The sequence below is a fragment of the Bradyrhizobium canariense genome (assembly GCF_900105125.1).
Taxonomy (GTDB): domain Bacteria; phylum Pseudomonadota; class Alphaproteobacteria; order Rhizobiales; family Xanthobacteraceae; genus Bradyrhizobium; species Bradyrhizobium canariense_A.
In genome coordinates this window covers 3,705,953-3,725,134 of record NZ_LT629750.1, presented here as the reverse complement: position 1 = coordinate 3,725,134, position 19,182 = coordinate 3,705,953, and the positions used below count along the sequence as shown (strand labels likewise).

20 protein-coding genes are annotated in these 19,182 nt (G+C 61.9%); 12 read left to right on the top strand and 8 right to left on the bottom strand.

Translation table 11 applies throughout. The features are described from left to right. Window positions 1–66: 66 nt before the first annotated feature. On the bottom strand, window positions 67–273 hold the full coding sequence (locus BLV09_RS17870; protein WP_100387144.1) for a hypothetical protein: 207 nt from the start codon (window positions 271–273) through the stop codon (window positions 67–69). A 168-nt stretch (window positions 274–441) separates the two neighbouring features. On the opposite strand from BLV09_RS17870, the gene BLV09_RS17865 reads away from it, so the two are divergent. Next, window positions 442–816 (top strand): hypothetical protein, encoded by a 375-nt coding sequence (locus tag BLV09_RS17865; protein ID WP_146688281.1) that lies wholly within the window; start codon window positions 442–444, stop codon window positions 814–816. Window positions 817–843: 27 nt separating this feature from the next. Here BLV09_RS17865 and BLV09_RS17860 read toward each other — a convergent pair whose 3' ends face one another. Both BLV09_RS17860 and BLV09_RS17855 read right to left on the bottom strand, forming a co-directional pair. Next, on the bottom strand, window positions 844–1,947 hold the full coding sequence (locus tag BLV09_RS17860; protein ID WP_146688280.1) for a mandelate racemase/muconate lactonizing enzyme family protein: 1,104 nt from the start codon (window positions 1,945–1,947) through the stop codon (window positions 844–846). Window positions 1,948–2,087: 140 nt separating this feature from the next. Next, window positions 2,088–3,329 carry an ABC transporter substrate-binding protein gene (locus BLV09_RS17855; protein WP_433994404.1) on the bottom strand — a complete coding sequence of 414 codons (1,242 nt, stop codon included), beginning with the start codon at window positions 3,327–3,329 and terminating at the stop codon, window positions 2,088–2,090. Here BLV09_RS17855 and BLV09_RS37325 point away from each other — a divergent pair. From BLV09_RS37325 to BLV09_RS17835, 5 genes are all read left to right on the top strand, one after another. After that, complete coding sequence (locus BLV09_RS37325) at window positions 3,289–3,486, top strand: hypothetical protein (protein ID WP_167558560.1); 198 nt, start codon at window positions 3,289–3,291, stop codon at window positions 3,484–3,486. The genes BLV09_RS17855 and BLV09_RS37325 overlap by 41 nt on opposite strands. A 107-nt stretch (window positions 3,487–3,593) precedes the next feature. Next, complete coding sequence (locus tag BLV09_RS17850; RefSeq protein ID WP_100383710.1) at window positions 3,594–4,424, top strand: AraC family transcriptional regulator; 831 nt, start codon at window positions 3,594–3,596, stop codon at window positions 4,422–4,424. A 152-nt stretch (window positions 4,425–4,576) separates the two neighbouring features. Further along, window positions 4,577–5,506 carry an SMP-30/gluconolactonase/LRE family protein gene (locus BLV09_RS17845; RefSeq protein WP_146688279.1) on the top strand — a complete coding sequence of 310 codons (930 nt, stop codon included), beginning with the start codon at window positions 4,577–4,579 and terminating at the stop codon, window positions 5,504–5,506. Window positions 5,507–5,649: 143 nt separating this feature from the next. After that, window positions 5,650–6,243, top strand: coding sequence for a GNAT family N-acetyltransferase (locus BLV09_RS17840; protein WP_146688278.1), 594 nt, complete (start codon window positions 5,650–5,652; stop codon window positions 6,241–6,243). Window positions 6,244–6,270: 27 nt separating this feature from the next. Next, window positions 6,271–7,914: a GMC family oxidoreductase gene (locus tag BLV09_RS17835; RefSeq protein ID WP_146691178.1), complete on the top strand. Its 1,644-nt coding sequence runs from the start codon at window positions 6,271–6,273 to the stop codon at window positions 7,912–7,914. Window positions 7,915–7,929: 15 nt separating this feature from the next. Here the strand turns inward: BLV09_RS17835 and BLV09_RS17830 are convergent, their stop codons facing one another. Continuing rightward, the gene (locus BLV09_RS17830; RefSeq protein WP_146688277.1) at window positions 7,930–9,432 is read right to left on the bottom strand and encodes a flavin-containing monooxygenase; all 1,503 of its coding nucleotides are present in this window, start codon (window positions 9,430–9,432) and stop codon (window positions 7,930–7,932) included. 76 nt (window positions 9,433–9,508) lie between these two features. After that, window positions 9,509–10,351, bottom strand: coding sequence for an AAA family ATPase (locus tag BLV09_RS17825; RefSeq protein ID WP_100383706.1), 843 nt, complete (start codon window positions 10,349–10,351; stop codon window positions 9,509–9,511). A 209-nt stretch (window positions 10,352–10,560) separates the two neighbouring features. On the opposite strand from BLV09_RS17825, the gene BLV09_RS17820 reads away from it, so the two are divergent. From BLV09_RS17820 to sseA, 3 genes are all read left to right on the top strand, one after another. After that, a complete protein-coding gene (locus tag BLV09_RS17820) occupies window positions 10,561–11,736 on the top strand; it encodes a vWA domain-containing protein (RefSeq protein WP_100383705.1) in 1,176 nt (391 codons plus the stop codon). Window positions 11,737–11,868: 132 nt separating this feature from the next. Next, on the top strand, window positions 11,869–12,285 hold the full coding sequence (locus BLV09_RS17815) for a rhodanese-like domain-containing protein (RefSeq protein ID WP_146688276.1): 417 nt from the start codon (window positions 11,869–11,871) through the stop codon (window positions 12,283–12,285). Between the two features lie 122 nt (window positions 12,286–12,407). Further along, window positions 12,408–13,268, top strand: coding sequence for a 3-mercaptopyruvate sulfurtransferase (sseA, locus tag BLV09_RS17810; protein WP_146688275.1), 861 nt, complete (start codon window positions 12,408–12,410; stop codon window positions 13,266–13,268). A gap of 34 nt (window positions 13,269–13,302) precedes the next feature. On the opposite strand, the gene BLV09_RS17805 is transcribed toward sseA, so the two are convergent. Next, window positions 13,303–14,232: a hypothetical protein gene (locus BLV09_RS17805; protein WP_146688274.1), complete on the bottom strand. Its 930-nt coding sequence runs from the start codon at window positions 14,230–14,232 to the stop codon at window positions 13,303–13,305. On the opposite strand from BLV09_RS17805, the gene BLV09_RS17800 reads away from it, so the two are divergent. Further along, a complete protein-coding gene (locus tag BLV09_RS17800; protein WP_100383702.1) occupies window positions 14,231–14,440 on the top strand; it encodes a hypothetical protein in 210 nt (69 codons plus the stop codon). The genes BLV09_RS17805 and BLV09_RS17800 overlap by 2 nt on opposite strands. 151 nt (window positions 14,441–14,591) lie before the next feature. Continuing rightward, window positions 14,592–15,803, top strand: coding sequence for a L,D-transpeptidase family protein (locus tag BLV09_RS17795; RefSeq protein ID WP_244549134.1), 1,212 nt, complete (start codon window positions 14,592–14,594; stop codon window positions 15,801–15,803). Window positions 15,804–15,938: 135 nt separating this feature from the next. Here BLV09_RS17795 and BLV09_RS17790 read toward each other — a convergent pair whose 3' ends face one another. Together BLV09_RS17790 and BLV09_RS17785 are read right to left on the bottom strand one after the other, a co-directional pair. Next, complete coding sequence (locus BLV09_RS17790; protein ID WP_146688273.1) at window positions 15,939–16,898, bottom strand: D-2-hydroxyacid dehydrogenase family protein; 960 nt, start codon at window positions 16,896–16,898, stop codon at window positions 15,939–15,941. A gap of 111 nt (window positions 16,899–17,009) precedes the next feature. Beyond that, window positions 17,010–17,267, bottom strand: coding sequence for a hypothetical protein (locus BLV09_RS17785; protein WP_100383700.1), 258 nt, complete (start codon window positions 17,265–17,267; stop codon window positions 17,010–17,012). A 251-nt stretch (window positions 17,268–17,518) separates the two neighbouring features. On the opposite strand from BLV09_RS17785, the gene ettA reads away from it, so the two are divergent. Continuing rightward, complete coding sequence (gene ettA / locus BLV09_RS17780; RefSeq protein WP_146688272.1) at window positions 17,519–19,168, top strand: energy-dependent translational throttle protein EttA; 1,650 nt, start codon at window positions 17,519–17,521, stop codon at window positions 19,166–19,168. Window positions 19,169–19,182 lie beyond the last annotated feature (14 nt).

Below are 19,182 nucleotides of genomic sequence, written 5' to 3'. Positions count from 1 at the left end.
ATCTTAAAAATGGCGAATAGGTGCGTCGCGTTTTGGCACAGCGCCGCCCACCAAGCTGCGCGATCGCTAGAAGCGGGGGAGGCGCCAACCCACGACGGTCGCCTCGACTGCGCCTCCGGACTCGCTATTACGCCATTGGCCCTCGACGAAACGGCAGGGGAACGGCAGTTGATAGGTGCCACTGTGATCCTCGCATAGCACCTCGACCGCCTGATCCGGCGGCGGCTCGCCATTGCCGTCGAATTCGGCCAGACGACGTTCACGCGTTACCATTTCCACCATTCTCCGTTGCGGCGCTGGCGCCAGCCGGCGTTTTGGTATCCGACTCAGCACTGCAGAACCTCACGGCGCGAATGAGGTCTCAGTGTGATATCCTCGATGTCCCGCACCCGGCTCGCAACAAATTGACCGTGGCGAGCACTACCCGATCGAGGATTTTCGATGATTGGCCGGATTGTTGTCGCGCTGGTGGTTCTGGCGCCTTGCCTGCTGACGTCAGGCCGTAGCCGTGCCCAGGACGTCCCCGGCATCGAAATCTGCACCGTTGAAAAGACCATGGAGCGGCGCACCAGCTGCCTGCAGAGCAACGTCGATTTCCTGCAAAAGACCATCAACAAGCTTGCCGCCGATCAGCAGCAGAAGCTCGACGCGGCGAACCGGCAGATCGACGCCCTCAAGGCAACCATCGTCAGCCTGCAGAAGGTCGTGGACGACCTTCAGGCGGTGCAGAAGAAAACTGCTGAGGATTTGAAGAAGAAAGCCGATGCGCCAGCGGCGAAGGAAAACACCCCGGCTGCGAAGGATGGCGCGAAATAAGCATACATCTGACGCCTCGATCTGATGTCAGGACACGCGGTACTGTTCCATGACCTCTTTGTCCGGCTCGTAGCCAAGCCCGGGCCCTTGCGGCACCTCGATGCTGCCATTCGCGTCGACATCGATGCGGCCGCGCCAAAGGCATGCGGCACGCTTCATGTAGAACACCTCGATGAAGCCGTCCGGCCGGAGCGACATCAGGTGCAACGTCGCCAGAAAGCCAGGCCCGAAATACGGGGAATGCGGAACCACCCCGACGCCCAGTTCGTCGGCCAACGCGGCGACTTTCAAAAATTCGGTAATGCCGCCGACCTTGATCACCGAGGGCTGCGCAAAGCTGACCGCGCCCGCGGTCATCATCTGGCGGAATTGGTGCACCGTGCAGGCGTTCTCTCCCGCAGCAATATCGAGCCCGCCCTTTGCGCGCACCTCAGCCAAAGTGACAAAGTCTTCCGGTGGCCAGACCGGCTCTTCGAGGAACATCGGCGCAGCCGCCTGACAGGCATGCGCGAATGCGATCGCGGTTGCGCCATCCAGCGGGCAGTTCATGTCGACCATCAGCGGGACGCCGCCGCCGATCGCCTCCCGCGCCGCGAATACCGCCGGCGTTGTGGTCTCGTGCAGCTTGATCGCGGAATAGCCTAGGCGCAGCGCCGCCTCGCATTCGCCGGCAATGAGCTTCGGCGTGCCGATCCGCAGCAGGCTCGCATAGGCGGGAATCCGCGCGCGCCTGGTTTCCCCCATCAATCGATGCAACGGCACGCCCTTCACTTTGGCTGCGAGGTCCCACAACGCGATATCAAGCCCGGAGATCGCGAACATCGTGATGCCGTAGCGGCCGAACAGATGCAGGTTGCGCTGGATCTGCTCCATGAACGCAGGGATGCCGGCGGCATCGGGAACTTCGAGGCCCCGCGCCTGCGGCGCAATCATCTCCTCGACCGCGGTGCAGGTGGTCCGCGGGCATACATAGGCAAAGGCATCGCCCCAGCCGGTGATACCGGCGTCGGTCGAAACCTCGACGACAACCGTATCGAGCGCCGAGATCGCCGAGGCGCCTTGCCGGAAGCTGGCCACGCCCGAATCATAGGGGATGCGGACGTGGTGCGCCCGGATGTTGGTGATCAGCATGATGTCCTCATTTTTTCGAATACCAGCGGCGCAATACCCTGTCGGCGGCTTTCGGGTCGCCGAATCGCCAATGCTGGTGGATCATAAAAGCTGGCGCACCCCGATCGGTCGGGGTGCGCCGAAGCGCGTAAGAGAATGCGTTACGAACTCTTCTCGCCGCTCATGACGGGTCCGAACAGGTCCCAGCTCTCGCCCTTGAAGCGCATCATCTGGAGCTGCTCGAGCGGAGCAAAATCGGTCGGGCTGGTTTTGATCTTGGTGCCCGGCAGATAGACGCCCAGTTCGAAATTCAGATTGGCGGCCTGCTTCATGATGTTTTCGCGGGTGAGGTCATCACCGCACTGCCTCAGCACCTGTTCCAGCCCCTTCGCCACGCCGTAGCCAAAGGTGGTCGCTGCGTCTTCCTGGTCGCCCTCGGGATACCATTTGGTCATGAAGGCGCGCCATTCGTTCATGGCGGGGTCGTCTTTCCATTTCGGGTCCTTGGGGTCCTTCAGATACGCCGCGCTGAGGACGTCCTGACTGGCCTCATAGCCAGCCGGCTTCATCACGCCACCGACCGAAGCCGATACGTTGGTGACGAACTGGACCGGATGCCAGGCCAATTCCGCGACCTTCTTGATCGCCTGCGCGGCGAATTTCGGCGTCGCGATGTTGACGAAGATATCGGGGTTCGCGCCCTTGATCTGCACGACCTGCGAGTCCACCGTCGGCGCGCTGGTTTCATAGGAACTTTCCACGACAATCAGTTTGCTGGCCTGATCGCCCAAGCCTTCGTGCATGCCGATGACGTAGTCTTTGCCGAAATCATCGTTCTGATAGAGAATGCCGATGGTTTTGCCGGGATAGTTCTGCAGAATATATTTGGCGTAAATGCGCGCCTCGACCTGGTAGCTTGGCTGCCATCCCATGGTCCACGGGAAATTCTTCGGATCGTTCCACTTGGCCGCGCCGGTCGAGACGAAAAGCTGCGGCACTTTTTTGGCGTTCATGTATTTCTGGATCGCGGTGTTGCCGGGCGTTCCCAGCGGATTGAAAATCAGCAGCACCTCGTCGTTCTCGACCAGCTTGCGGGCCTGCTCCACGGTCTTCGGCGGGCTGTAGCCGTCATCATAGGAAATGAAATTGATCTTGCGGCCGTTGATGCCGCCCTGGGCATTGAGCATGTTGAAATAGGCGGTCTCGGTCTTGCCGATCGTCGCATAGGCGGACGCCGGCCCCGAATAGGGCATGATATTGCCGATCTTGATTTCGGCGTCGGTCGCGCCGGGATCGTATTTCTTCTCCGCGCTCGCAGGTACTGCAAGTGCTACGGCGAGCAACCCCGCAAGGCTTAAGGATTTGACCAAAGATCTGGCAGAGCTCGAGACATGGTGGTGCATCATCGTCCTCCCTGACGTTCTGGCCGAGGCTCAGGCGGTCTTTTTGGCGGGCAGCTTCTTGAGCCGTCGGATTGAATGCGAGGCCAGTATGCACGATTGGTTTGATGTTGCCAGCGATGCCTTTGCCGTTAATTTCCGCAGAGCGGAAGAGGGATGACCGTGCGCCCCGGCGAGTATCTCGCGGGGCTAAGACAGCAAGGACTGTCAAGCGCGGCCCACGCAACGCGATCATAGTGCCTACGCTTCGAACGAAGGCCGTTCCTGATGAGTCCTGCTCAGAAAGCGCTCTGGTTTATCGAAAGCCACCTTGCCGACGAGCTGACGCTCGACGGTATTGCTGGCGTCGCTGGAATCTCGCGCTTCCACATGGTCAGGGCGTTCGCCGCCGCAACAGGGCTGCCGGTCATGCGCTATGTGCGTGCCCGGCGCCTCACTGAGGCAGCGCGCGCTCTGGCCAAGGGCGCGCCCAATATCCTCACGCTCGCGCTGGAGGCAGATTACGGCTCGCACGAAGCGTTCACCCGCGCGTTCCGCGACCATTTTGGGCTGACGCCCGAAGCGGTCCGCACCGCGCGTCTTGATACCCTCAAGCTTCAGGAGCCGATCATCATGGATTCAACCGCTATCGACAATCTTCGGGCGCCGCGCTTCGAGACCAGCCATCCGCTTCTGGTCGCGGGTTTCAGCGAACGTTACACATGCGAATCCGGCGCCGCCATTCCCGGTCAATGGCAGCGCTTTCACCAATCTGTCGGAAATATTCCTGGTCGGATCGGGCAGGTGGCCTACGGCGTTTGCTGCAACGGCGACGACGCCGGAAACTTCGACTACATCGCCGGCGTCGAGGTGTCTGACTTCTCCGACCTGCCGCGCGAATTCGCCCGCGTTCGGATTCCCGAACAAAAATATGCGGTCTTTACCCACCGTGACCACATTTCGACCATTCGCCGTACCATCAATACGATCTGGAATCACTGGCTGCCGGCGTCCGGCCTTAAAGCGGCAGATGCGCCCAGCTTCGAGCGTTATGACGAGAACTTCGATCCGCTCACCGGCAATGGCGGTTTGGAGATTTGGCTGCCGGTCCGCGACTAAATTACGCTGCAACGCTGCTCTGCGCAGCGTTGCAGCCCGCGATTGCTTGGCAAGCGGTATCGACTTTGCCATAACTTGGCGCAACGAAACGTTGTGCTTGCGGGATTGAACCAGAAGTCCCCCTGCCACCAATAAAAAGCCGGGAGGATTTCATGCCCAATGTTCGCGTTCTCGCTACCGGTCTCGAATTCCCCGAAGGTCCGGTAGTCATGCCGGACGGATCGGTGGTGCTGGTCGAAATCCGCGGCCGGCGGCTGACGCGGGTCTGGCCTGACGGCCGCAAGGAAGTTGTCGCTGAAATTCCCGGCGGCCCCAATGGTGCGGCGATCGGGCCCGACGGCAAATGTTATGTCTGCAACAATGGCGGCTTCGGCTGGGTGCCCTCGCGCGGCACCATGATGCCCGGCGCACCCGAGCCTCACGAATATATCGGCGGCTCGATCCAGCGCGTCGATCTTGCGACCGGCAAGGTCGAAACCGTGTTCGACAAATGCGGCGAGCACCCATTGAAAGGGCCGAACGACCTGGTGTTCGACAAACATGGCGGGCTTTGGTTCACCGATCTCGGCAAGCGCCGCGCGCGCGACATGGATGTCGGCGCGTTCTATTACATCAAGCCCAGTGCCAAGGAGATTGTCGAAGGCGGCTTCGGAATGCTGCCTGCCAATGGCATCGGGTTGTCACCGGATGAAAACACCGTCTACGTGGCGGAGACGCCGACCGCGCGGCTATGGGCGTTCGATCTGTCGGCGCCGGGCACGGTCAAGCCGCGCGACGTGATCTATCGCGGCGAGCGCGGCAAGCCGATCGCGGGTCTCGGCGGCTATCAGATGTTCGACTCGCTCGCGGTGGAAGCCTCCGGCAATGTCTGTGTGGCGACCTTGATCTCGGGCTGCATTTCCGTGATTGCGCCCGATGGCACCATCGTCGAGCAGGTCCCGACCGGCGACCGCGTCACCACCAACATCGCCTTCGGCGGCCCCGAACTGAAAACCGCCTACATCACGCTGTCCGGCAAGGGCGAACTGATCGCGATGGACTGGGCGCGTCCCGGCCTGCCGCTGAATTTCTTGAATAAGTGATGATCGGAAGCGCCTTCGTCATTGCGAGGAGCAAAGGCGACGAAGCAATCCAGTCTTCCAGTCCATGGTTTTTTCTGGATTGCTTCGCGTCGCTCGCAATGACAGGTATGTTGCGCTGTTCCGTGTGAAAAAAGGGATGTTTAATGGCTTGGCTTGGACCTGTTTCGTTGCGTGGCGCGCATGCGCGGCTTGAGCCGCTATCGCAGGACCATTGCGGCGGCCTCACCGAAGCGGTGAAGGACGGCGAGCTGTGGAAGCTCTGGTACACCGCGGTCCCAACCGCCGAGGGAATGTCCAAGGAGATCGACCGCCGGCTGGGGTTGCAGGCGGCTGGCTCCATGCTGCCATGGACGGTGTTCGACGCCGACGGCAAGATCGCGGGCATGACGACCTACATGAATGTCGACGCGCCGAACCGGCGCGTCGAGATCGGCTCGACCTGGTACGCCAAACATGTGCAGCGCAGCGGGGTTAATACGCAGTGCAAATTGCTGCTGCTGGCGCACGCCTTTGAAAAGCTCGATTGCATCGCGGTGGAATTCCGCACGCATTTTTTCAACCAACAGAGCCGGCGCGGCATCGAGCGGCTGGGCGCCAAGCAGGATGGCATCCTGCGCAGCCATCAGATCGCGCCCAACGGCACGCTGCGCGACACCGTCGTCTACAGCATCATCGCCAGCGAATGGCCGACTGTGAAGGCGCATCTCACCTATCAACTGAATGAAAAGCCGCGGTAGCGAACTGCCGATGCTGGAACTGATATGATGGATACATTCGATTACGTGATCGTGGGATCCGGTTCTGCCGGAAGCGTGCTGACCAACCGGCTCAGCGAAGACGCCGGCACCAGCATCTGCGTGCTCGAGGCGGGGCCGAGCGACTGGCATCCCTACATCCATCTGCCGGCCGGCTTCATCAAGACCTTTCACATGAAGAGCATCAACTGGGCCTACCAGCAGGAGCCGGGTCCGTGGACCGGAGGCCGCAGCATCTATGCGCCGCGCGGCAAGACGCTCGGTGGGTCGTCCTCGATCAATGGCCACATCTATAATCGTGGCCAGCGTCAGGATTTCGATACCTGGGCCCAGTACGGCAATCGCGGCTGGGGCTATCAGGATGTGCTGCCGTATTTCAAACGGCTGGAACGCCGCATCGGCGAGGGCGACGATGCCTATCGCGGCCGCGAGGGCAATCTCACCGTCACGACCATGGACTGGCGCGATCCGCTCTGCGAAGCGTTCATGGCGGGTGCGATGAGTCTCGGCATCCCGCGCAACCCCGATTACAACGGTGCGATCCAGGAAGGCGTATCCTACGCCCAGCGCACCATCCGAAACGGCCTGCGCGTCAGCGCGGCGACCGCCTTCCTGCATCCCGCAAGGAAGCGGCCGAACGTCCATGTGCGGACCCACGCGCATGCAACCAACATTATCTTCGAAGGCAAGCGCGCGGTCGGCGTGCGCTATATGAAAGGTGGCAGGGGCGGCACCCCGGTCGAGATCCGCGCCAACAAGGAAGTGATCCTCTCCGGTGGCACCTATAATTCGCCGCAACTGCTGCAATTGTCGGGCGTTGGGTCGCCGGATCTGTTGGGCTCGCTCGGCATCGAGGTGCGCCACGCGCTGCCGGGCGTCGGCGAGGGATTGCAGGACCATTACGCGCCGCGCTCGGTCGCGCGCGTCAAGAACATCAAGACCATCAACGAACGCCGTCGCGGCCTCAGCCTGGCGCTGGAGGCGATCAAATGGGCGACGACACGACGCGGCCTGCTATCGTTGTCGCCGACCATGGTCTACTGCTTCTGGCATTCCGGCGAGAGCACTGAAAGCTCGGATCTGCAACTCACATTCACGCCCGCGAGCTACAAAGAGGGCGTGCAGGGCCAGCTCGAAGACCAACCCGGCATGACGGTCGCGTCCTGGCAGCAGCGGCCGGAAAGCCGCGGCTATGTTCATGCCCGCTCCGCCGATCCGTTCGATCCGCCGATCATTCAAACCAATTATCTGGCCGAGGAGCTCGACCGCCGCACAGTCGTCGCCGGCATGAAGCTCGCGCGCAGGCTGCTCTCGTCGGCGCCGCTTGCGCAATATTACGCCTATGAGGATTTCCCGGGACCCAAAGTGCAGAGCGATGAGGAGTTTCTCGCCGCGGCGACGCAGCGAGGGACCACGACGTTCCATCCCGGCTGCACCTGCCGCATGGGACCGGCCGACAGCAAATGGGCTGTCGTCGACGACCAGCTTCGCGTGCACGGGCTGCAAGGCCTGCGGGTGATCGACGCGTCGATCATGCCGCGGATGATCTCGGCCAACCTCAACGCCTCGACCATGATGATCGCCGACAAGGCATCTGACCTGATTCGCGGCCGCAGCGCGGCGGAGCTGGCGGTTGTGAAAGCGGCGGGATAGGCTATCTGACGGGGCTTATTCGTAGACGAAGGCGCTATCCCTGAGATCGATTGCCGGAAATTCGTCCTTCTCGGCCCAGTAGTCCTGGTTGTGCTGCCACTCCGGCTTGTCGCCGCGCTTCGGCAACAAATGCATGCCGCGCATCATGTAGCCGGGATTGAAATTCTCGGCGTCGATCCACGGCAGCAGGGGCATGTTGTGGTCTTCCGGCCGCAGCGCCGGCGACACCTTGCGCGCGCCGATGTCCTTCATGTGGTTGAGCAGGCGGCACACGAAGTCGGCGACCAGATCAACCCGAAGCGTCCAGCTCGCGCGGAAATATCCGAACACCCAGACCAGATTGGGGACGCCGGTGAACATCATGCCGCGATAGGTCACGGTGTCGGCGAAATTGAGCGGCTTGCCGTCGATCTCGAAGTCGATGTCGCCATTGGCGCTCAGGTTGAATCCGGTCGCGGTAATGATGATGTCGGCTTCAAGTGTTTGGCCGGATTTCAGCAAGATGCCGGTTTCGGTGAAGCGGTCGATCTCGTCGGTGACGACCGAGGCCTTGCCGGACTTGATGCCCTGGAACAGGTCGCCATCCGGGATGAAGGCAATGCGCTGCCGCCACGGACGATATCTGGGCGTGAAATGCGTCGCGATGTCGTAATCGGGCCCGAGATAGGCTTCGACCGCGGACAGCAGATCCTTTTTTGCGGCCTCGGGTTCTTCAAAGGTCTTGCGGGTGAAGGCGTCCTGCTCGAACAGGATCTTGCGGCGCGTGATTTCGTGGATCCACTTCTCATCCACTTGCAACTGGCGCAGCGTTTCCGCGATCTCGATCGCGTTGCGCCCGGTCCGGAAATAGGTTGGCGAACGCTGCAGCATGGTGACGTGCGCGCAATCCTTCGCCATCGCCGGGATCAGCGTCGCGGCAGTGGCGCCGGAGCCGATCACGACGACCTTCTTGTTCTTGTAGTCGAGATCATCAGGCCATTTCTGCGGATGAACGATCCGGCCCTTGAAGCTCGCCATATCCTTCCACTCGGGCGTGTAGCCTTCCGAATGACGGTAATAACCCTGGCACATCCAGAAGAAGTTGGCGGTGAAGCGAAGTGCCTCGCCGGTATCGGTTCTGACGGCTTCGATGGTCCAGAGGTTTTCCTCGCTCGACCATTTGGCCGAGGAGATCATGTGCTCATAGCGAATGTGGCGGCCGAGATCGTTTTCCTCGATCACCTCGCCCATATATTTCAGGATCTCGGCGGCGGTCGCGATCGGCGCGCTGGTCCATGGCTTGAACCGGTAGCCGAAAGTATGCAGGTCGCTGTCGGAGCGGATGCCGGGATAGCGATGGGTACGCCACGTGCCGCCAAAACTCTTCTGCGTTTCGAGGACGATAAAGCTCGTCCCCGGGCATTGCTGGGTCAGATGATAGGCAGCACCAATCCCTGAAATGCCGGCGCCCGCGATCAGGACATCGAAATGCCCGGTCAGGCCGGGCGACTCGGCGCGGATTTGGCTCTGAACGTTCATCTTCCCTGATCTTTTTTCTGTTTATGTTCGTAGACTGACCAAAGCGCCGGCGAACTCCGGCGCTTTCAGATGACGATTATACTTCCCGGCGGCTGAGGAACGCCAGCCGCTCAAACAAATGCACGTCCTGCTCGTTTTTCAAGAGCGCGCCGTGCAGCGGCGGGATCAGCTTGCGCGGATCGCGCTCCCTGAGCATTTCCGGCGTGATATCCTCGTTGAGCAGCAGCTTCAGCCAATCCAGAAGCTCCGATGTCGAGGGCTTCTTCTTCAGGCCCGGCACTTCCCGCACCTCGAAGAAAATCCGCAAGGCTTCCTCCACCAGGCGTTTCTTGATGCCGGGGAAATGCACGTCGACAATCCGGTTCATGGTGTCGACGTCGGGAAACTTGATGTAGTGGAAAAAGCAGCGGCGCAGGAATGCGTCCGGCAATTCCTTTTCGTTGTTCGATGTGATCATCACGATCGGGCGCAGCTTCGCCTTGATGTTCTCGCCGGTCTCATAGACGAAGAACTCCATGCGATCGAGCTCGAGCAGAAGGTCGTTGGGAAATTCGATGTCGGCCTTGTCGATCTCGTCGATCAGCAGCACCGGCCGCTTCTCATGGGTGAAGGCTTCCCACAATTTGCCGCGCTTGATGTAGTTCGAGATGTCGGAGACCCTGCTGTCGCCGAGCTGGCTGTCGCGCAGCCGCGAGACCGCGTCGTATTCGTAGAGTCCCTGCTGCGCCTTGGTGGTGGATTTGATGTGCCAGGTCAGAAGCGGCGCGCCGATCGCCTTGGCGACTTCCTCGGCCAGCACGGTCTTGCCGGTACCGGGCTCGCCCTTTACCAGCAGCGGGCGTTCGAGCACGATCGAGGCATTGACCGCGATCTTGAGGTCATCGGTGGCAACGTAATCCTTGGTACCGGTAAATTTCATCGAGCCTGTGCCTTGTTGTTTATTCTGGCGTGAATTTAAGCGCGCTTTCACGTGCTTGGGACGACAACTATCGTTCCAACAGCAGATGGGCGGTTGTTACGGGGAAAAGCATCTCAGGCTCAATACTAATTAAAAAACCTGACAGGTCTAGGCCTCCCGGCCCCGCGGAGGCCCTTGACGTACGGGGTCCGGCGGGCAATCTGTAGTCCATGTTCCTGCAATTCTTCACATCGCTGCGCGATGCCCAGGTGCCTGTCAGCCTGCGCGAATATTTGACGCTGATGGAGGCGCTCGACGCCAACCTCGCCGAGCAGACGGTGGAGAATTTTTACTATCTGTCGCGCGCCGCGCTGGTGAAAGACGAGCGCAATCTCGACAAGTTCGACCGCGTGTTTGGCACCGTGTTCAAGGGATTGGAAACCCTGCTCGACGCCATGGAGAAGGCGGACATACCCGCCGAATGGCTGAAGAAGCTCGCCGAGAAATACCTTACCGAGGAAGAGAAAAAGCAGATCGAGGCCATGGGCTGGGACAAGCTCATGGAGACGCTGCGCCAGCGGCTGCAGGAGCAGAAGGGCCGGCACCAGGGCGGCAACAAGTGGATCGGCACCGCCGGCACGTCGCCGTTCGGCGCGCACGGCTATAACCCCGAAGGCATCCGCATCGGTCAGGAAAAGAACCGCAACAATCGCGCGGTGAAGGTGTGGGATCGCCGCGAGTTCAGGGATCTCGACGGCAATGTCGAGCTCGGCATCCGCAACATCAAGATCGCGCTACGCCGGTTGCGCAAATTCGCCCGCACCGGCGCGCCGGACGAACTCGACCTCGACACCACGATCAAGGAGACCGCCAACCACGGCTATCTCGACGTGCATATGCGTCCCGAGCGGCGCAACGCGGTCAAGGTGCTGGTGTTCTTCGATATCGGCGGCTCGATGGATTCGCACATCGAGCAGGTCGAGGAGCTGTTCTCCGCGGCCAAGACCGAATTCAAGCACATGGAATATTTCTACTTCCACAATTGCCTCTATGAAGGCGTGTGGAAGCAGAATCGCCGCCGCTTCACCGACCGGACCCCGACCTGGGACGTGCTGCATAAATATCCGCACGACTACAAGGTGGTGTTCGTCGGCGATGCCTCGATGTCGCCGTACGAGATCATGGTGCCCGGCGGCTCGGTCGAGCATGTCAATGAAGAGGCTGGATCGGTCTGGCTCGAGCGCATCACGCGCACCTATCCGCACGCGGTGTGGCTCAATCCGGTGGCGCAGAAGCATTGGGATTATTCGGAATCGACCACCATCGTTCGCCGGTTGTTTTCCGAGCGCATGTTCCCGATCACGATCGAAGGTCTGGAGAACGCCATGAAGGAGTTGGTGCGGTAACAAAAGTTGCTGTCATTCCGGACGGTCCGAAGGACCGATCCGGAATCTCGGAGTAATGAAATTCGATCGAGATTCCGGGTTCGCGCTGCGCGCCCCGGAATGACGTTCCAAAAAAAGCAAAGGGAACAGCAAATGCCCCAGACCATCCATCGCGGTATCAAATCCCTGATCGACGAAGCCAATGCCGAAATCGAGACCGTCAGCGCGGCGGATGCGATCAGGATCGCGCACGATGGTGAGGTGGTGATCGTCGATATCCGCGATCCCCGCGAGATCGAGCGCGATGGCCGCATTCCCGGCGCGTTCTCCTGCACCCGTGGCATGCTGGAATTCTGGATCGATCCGGCGAGCCCCTACGCCAAGCCGATCTTCCAGCAGGACAAGAAATTCATCTTTCATTGCGCCGGCGGCATGCGCTCGGCGCTTGCGGCCAAGACCGCGCAGGACATGGGCCTGAAGCCGGTCGCGCATATGGCCGGCGGTTTTGCCGCCTGGCGCGACGCCGGCGGACCGATCGAGAAATATGAGCCGAAGAAGCCGAAGGGATGAAAGCTCTCTCCTTCGTCATTCCGGGGCGCGCGTTAGCGCGAACCCGGAATCTCGTAATATAACTTCTGGATTCTGGGTCTGCGCCTGTCGGCGCATCCCGGAATGACAACGAGGTGCCATCCATGACATCATCCACCGACGATCCGCTTGTCTCGACCGACTGGCTTGCTGCGCATATTGACGATCCCAAGGTCAGGATCATCGACGCGTCGTACAAGATGCCCGGAGTAACTCCGCTGCCGGCGGACGATTACCTTGCCGCGCATATTCCAGGCGCGGTGTTCTTCAACGTCAACACCATTGCCGCTGCCAACGATCCGCGGCCGCATATGTATCCGAGCGCCGAGCAGTTCGCGCGCGACGTCTCCGCGCTCGGTATTTCCTCTGGCGATACCGTGGTTGCCTATGATTCCGGCGGCTGGGTCGCAGCGCCCCGGGCGTGGTGGATGTTCCTGTCGTTCGGCCATCCCAATGTGAAGGTCCTCGATGGCGGCCTGCAGAAATGGTGCGCCGAAGGCCGTCCCACGCATTCCGGCAAGGTCACGCCGAAGCCCGGCAAGTTCCAGGCCAGGCTCGACCCGAGCTATGTCAGGAGCAAGGAGCAATTGGTCGGCAATCTCGAAACGCGAAATGAGCAATTGGTCGATGCGCGCCCGCGTCCGCGTTTCGAAGGCACGGTCGCCGAGGCTTGGCCGGGTCGCCGCTCCGGCCACATTCCCGGCAGCCGCAACGTGCCTTACGCCGAACTGTTCGACCCCAAGACCGGCGCGATGAAACCGCTCGATGATCTCAGAAAGGCGTTCACGGGCACCGGCCTCGACTTGACCAAGCCGATCGTGACCACCTGCGGGTCGGGCGTCTCTGCGCTGGTCTTGACGCTCGCGCTCTATCGCCTGGGCGTGCGCGGCAGCGCGCTTTACGACGGCTCATGGGCCGAATGGGGCCTGCCCGACGGGCCGCCGATCGCCACCGGAGCCGCCTGATCAAGGGCCTGATTCGGCAAAAACGGTGCAGCCTTTAGCGCGCGACGACCGCTGGCCGAGCGGCCGTGAGCGTCGGCTGAGCCGCTGTCATCACCGGCTGAGGAGCGAACGGGTCAAACGGCCGTTGCTGTGCCGCCAGTCGCGCCAGGCGGGCGCGCTCGGCGATCCGGCGGCGCCGCGCCTCCCGACGCGCCTCCTGCCGCTTCTTGATCGCGCTATCGTCCGGTTTGGCGCTGGCAGCCTGGGTGTTCGATCCCTGCGCGATATCGACAGGCGGGCCGCCCAGCGTGGCGATCTTGGTCGAGATGCTGTCGGCATCCGACGATCCTGCCGTGCTCGCTTGTTCGGGAGCTGGCAGAGTTTCGGGAGCCGGCGCCATCGAATCGGGGGATACGGCCGAAGCCACCGCAACAGCTTCGTTTGCCGCCGGCAGGGCCGGCTCGGTCGCCGCGACCTTGGTCTCCTCGGCAGGAGAGGGCGCAACGGCAGGCGCCGGCGGTGCCTCAGCCTGCGGCGGATTCTGCGGGGCCACGGTTTCGGGCTTTGCCACTTCGGCTGGCGGCGAATCGGCCGGCTGCAGCGCGGCGATCTTGTCGGACGGAGGCTGCGATTGAGGTGAGGTGGTCGCTGCTGGCTCGACCGGCGCGGTTGCCGCTTGTGCGGCTGGTGCCGCCGCTACCTGTTCTGCTGGCGCAGCGGCCGGAACATTGTCCGCCGCGGGCTGGGCAGTCTTTGGCGCCGGTTGCCCGGCTTTCGGCGCATCGTCCACGCGCAACATCGCAAGCACGGGCCTCGTGGCCGGGTTGTCCTGTGCAAATCTCGTTTCGGGGGCCGGATACCAGGCTGGCGTGCTGGCGAATTCCTCATGGGCCGTGCGCAGCAGCGCTGCGGCACCGAATCCGAACACCAGGATCGACATCGACAGGACGATCGCGGCGATTAAAAAACGAAAGCCGGGGAGCATGGACGTCAAATTCCGCTTCGCGAAGATCTGCGAAGGATTGCGAGCTGTCGGGAACGCGGTGATGACAGAATTGGCCGCGTCCACGACGCGGCAGGCCACCCCAGCGCGCAGCGAATCAGGCTCAACCAAGGATAGCGCAAGGTTTTCGCGGCGTTTGATAAAAATTGGCGGAACAATGCTCGGCTCGCAGGCGGTAGCCGTTTCCTGATCCGGTGAGGCTTCGTTGCAACGTTCCCGTGCGGATCATCACAAATGCCGGAACCCAGCGCCAATTGGCCCGATTTGTCTTGAATGCGCCGCTATCTTCGGTCATCTCCGGTCGGCGACCCGGTGTCGGCTTGGGGGACTATACAAGAGCGATGATGATCAAACGCATTCTGACGATTTGTGCTGCCGTGACGGCTGGCGTGGCAGGTGCTTCGCTGGCACAGGCACAGCAGAGCTATCCGCCTGCCCCCGGCGCGGTCTATTCGCCCTATCCGCAAACCGGCTATCCGGCTGATTATCGCCGCGGCTCCAGCGCGCCGGATTTCGATTCGCAAGATGAAGACGCGTCGGACCCGGGTTCGACCGCGCTGTCGCCGCCCGGACCGGTGATGTCGCCGGATGATCCGCGTTACGGCCGTCCGATGAATGCTCCGCCGGTTTATTCCGACCGCGGCGCGCCGACCGGTCCGGTGATGTCGCCGGATGATCCGCGCTATGGCCGGCCGATGAATGCGCCGCCGGTTTATTCCGATCGCGGCACGCCCACCGGCCCGATCCTTTCGCCCGATGATCCGCGCTACGGCCGTCCCGATGGACCGCCGGCGGTGATCTATTCTGATCGTGGCGCTCCGACGAGCGGTTTGCGCCCGCCCGGATCGGTTGGGAATCCGGACGCGCCCGCCGGACCAGGGCAGCCTGGCGTGGCTGCCGACGGCAGGCCGATGACGGTTGCGGCGCTGCCACCGGAAGAGCAGCCGGAAACGGGTTCTGCGGAGCTGGCGCCGAATCTGCGCCGGCAGGAAGTTGCGTTCGCCACCAAGGAGCCGGCAGGAACCATCGTGGTCGATACCCCCAACACCTACCTCTATTACGTGTTGGGTGGCGGCCGGGCGATTCGTTACGGGGTCCGCGTCGGCCGCGACGGCTTCACCTGGACCGGCGTGCAGAAGATCACCCGCAAGGCCGAGTGGCCGGATTGGCATCCGCCGCCGGAAATGATCGATCGTCAGCCTTATCTGCCGCGCTTCATGGCCGGCGGCCCCGGCAACCCGCTGGGGGCGCGCGCGATGTATCTCGGTTCAACGGTCTATCGCATCCACGGCACCAACCAGCCCTCGACGATCGGCAAGTTCGTCTCGTCAGGTTGCATCGGCATGCTGAACGACGACGTTTCGGACCTGTTCGATCGCGCCAAGGTCGGCACTCGCGTGGTCGTACTGCCGGGCGGTGTGCCGCCAGCGGCTGTCGCCTCGGCGCAGCCGGTCCCCGGACCGAATGCCGGGCCGACCGCGATGTCAGCCGTTCCAGGCGGCACGCAGCCGACCGTGGTGCCGCCGCTGCCCGCGCCGGTGACAGTGCGATAAGCCAACATTTCGGATCATAAACGTCATCGGGGTGAGTGCGTCATGGCACTCACCCCGATGTGCGTTTCTGGCGCTATCTTTTTGTTTGAGCATGATCTTTTCGGAAAACTGGTTTCCACTTTTCCGGATCATGCTCTAAGCCAGTTTTCGCAACGGCGCGCCCTTGATCCAGGCGTCGATGCCTTCGACCATCTGGCCGTAATGGGCGCGAAATGCGTCCTCGGACACGTAGCCGAGGTGCGGTGTCAGGACCATATTGTCGAGCTTGCGGAACGGATGATCGACCGGCAGCGGCTCGACCGAGAACACGTCGATCCCGGCGCCCGCGATCTTGCGCTGCTGCAATGTCTCAAGCAGCGCCGCCTCATCGACAATCGGCCCGCGCGAGGTATTGACGAGGTAGGCCGTGGGCTTCATCCGCGCCAGATCTTCGCGGCCCACCAGTCCGCGCGAACGCTGGCTCAGCACCACGTGAACCGTGATGACGTCGGCGGTCGAGAACAATTGCTGCTTGGTGGCGTAACCGACCCCGACTTCCTTGCAACGTTCCGGCGTCAGGTTGGGGCTCCACGCGATCACGTTCATGCCGAACGCCTTGCCGAGGCCCGCCATCTTGGCTCCGAGCTTGCCGAGGCCGACCACGCCCAGCGTCTTGCCCTCGATTTCGATGCCGCAGAATTTCTGCCAGGGCTCGCCCGCATGCATGCGCGCGTTTTCGCGGCCGATGCCCCGCGTCAACTCCAGGATCAGACCCATCGTCAGCGGCGCGGTCGGGTCCTGGCCCCACTGCGTCCCGCACAGCACCACGCCGCGCTCTTTGGCGGCTTCCACGTCGATCGATGCGTTGCGCATGCCCGAGGTGATCAAAAGCTTCAGTTTGGGCAGCGCTTCGAACGAGGCGCGCGGAAAGGCCGTGCGCTCGCGCATCGCGCAGATGATCTCGAAATCCTTCAGCGCGCTGGCGGCAGCCTCCGGCGAGGCGAATGGCTCGTTAAAGACGGTGACGTCAACCCGGTCCGCGATCTTCGACCAGTCGGCAATCTTCAAGGTGGTGTTGAAATAGTCGTCGAGAATTGCACAGCGCAGCCGCGTCATGGGAAGGTCCGTTCATGGCGATGAAGACGGCGGGAAAACCGTCAAGAGAACGCCATGGTCGCGCGCAATCCCCATGGGTGCAAGCGCTTGCGGCCCAAAAAGTGGCCGCTGCTAGAGCGACGCGGACGACTTCATCGCCTTCGCGGACCGGATTTCGGCGAGCATCGATTGGACCGCGGGCGACAGCGCCCGTTCCTTGGCGCGGCAGGCGGGTCCCGGGCCGCGCATATAGTGCAGTTCCGGCCGATAGGGGTCGAATGCCCTGGTGACGAACTGGCGCCAGAAGGTGCGGAATCCAGCCAAAGGATTGCGCGCTTCGTCGCGGCGGAGCGCCGGGGCGGTGAGGGTAGCTGGGGTGACGGTTGCCATGGCACGGCCCTGCTGTTTTGGCCCGCGGCTCCTGCCGCGCGGCGCGCTTTTGGGCGCTGAAACCAAGTTTTGGCCTGATTTATTAAAAGAAGGTTTCAATTGTCGTGATCTACCGCATGCATGGTTTCGGCCCCGTAATCATCCGTGGTGAACGAATGGAAAACGAAGGGCCTGCGGTTGCCCTTTGGCAGCGGCGCCGCTACATCAGCGGCAGCAAATTTCCATAAATGCAACGGTTTCAGGGATCGCGGATGGCCCGTCAGTTCGTCTATTTCATGCAGGGTTTGACCAAGAGCTACCCGACCCGAAAGGTGCTCGATAACGTCCATCTCTCGTTCTACCCCGATGCCAAGATCGGCGTGCTCGGCGTCAACGGTTCCGGCAAATCGACGCTGCTGCGGATCATGGCCGGCCTCGACAAGGAATATAACGGCGAAGCCTGGGTCGCCGACGGCGCCCGGGTCGGTTACCTCGAACAGGAACCGCAGCTCGATGCCAAATTGACGGTCCGCGAAAACGTGATGCTCGGCGTTGCCAAGCAGAAGGCGATCCTCGACCGCTACAACGAACTAGCGATGAACTATTCGGAAGAGACCGCCGACGAGATGACCAAATTGCAGGACGAGATCGAGGCCGCGGGCCTGTGGGATCTCGACAGCAAGGTCGATCAGGCGATGGACGCGCTGCGCTGTCCGCCCGACGATGCCGATGTCACCAAACTCTCCGGCGGTGAACGCCGCCGCGTCGCGCTGTGCAAGCTATTGCTCGACCAGCCCGAACTGCTGCTGCTGGACGAGCCGACCAACCATCTCGACGCCGAGTCGGTGTCGTGGCTCGAAGGTCATCTGCGCAATTATCCGGGCGCGATCCTGATCGTGACCCATGACCGCTACTTCCTCGACAATGTCACGAGCTGGATCCTTGAACTCGATCGCGGCAAGGGCATTCCCTACGAGGGCAATTATTCGTCCTGGCTGCAGCAGAAACAGAAGCGGCTTGAGCAGGAAGGCCGCGAGGATGCCGCGCATCAGCGCACGCTGGCACGCGAGCAGGAATGGATCGCGGCGTCGCCCAAGGCGCGTCAGGCCAAATCCAAGGCGCGTTATCAGCGTTACGAAGATCTGCTGAAGCAGGCGAGCGAGAAGCAGACCCAGACCGCGCAGATCACGATTCCCGTCGCCGAGCGGCTCGGCCAGAACGTGGTCGACTTCGAAGGCCTCAGCAAAGGCTTTGGCGATCGTGAGTTGATCGACAATCTTACTTTCAAGCTGCCGCCGGGCGGCATCGTCGGCGTGATCGGCCCCAACGGCGCCGGCAAGACCACGCTGTTTCGGATGATCACCAAGCAGGAGACGCCGGACAAGGGCGCCATTACTGTCGGCGAGAGCGTGCATCTCGGTTATGTCGACCAGTCGCGTGACGATCTCGACGGCAAGAAGACGGTTTGGGAGGAAATTTCCGGCGGCAACGAGCTGATCCTGCTCGGCAAGCGTGAAGTCAACTCGCGCGGTTACTGCTCGTCGTTCAACTTCAAGGGCGCCGACCAGCAGAAGAAGGTTGGCGCGCTGTCGGGCGGTGAGCGCAACCGCGTGCATCTGGCCAAGATGCTCAAGTCCGGCGCCAATGTGCTGCTGCTCGACGAGCCCACCAACGACCTCGACGTCGATACGCTGCGCGCGCTGGAAGAGGCGCTGGAGGATTTCGCCGGCTGCGCCGTGATCATCAGCCATGACCGCTGGTTCCTCGACCGCATCGCCACGCATATTCTTGCCTTCGAAGGCGAAAGCCATGTTGAATGGTTCGAGGGTAATTTCCAGGATTACGAGAAAGACAAGATGCGGCGGCTCGGGCAGGACTCCATCATCCCGCACCGGGTGAAGTACAAGAAGCTGACGCGATAAAGCGGAAGCCGCCG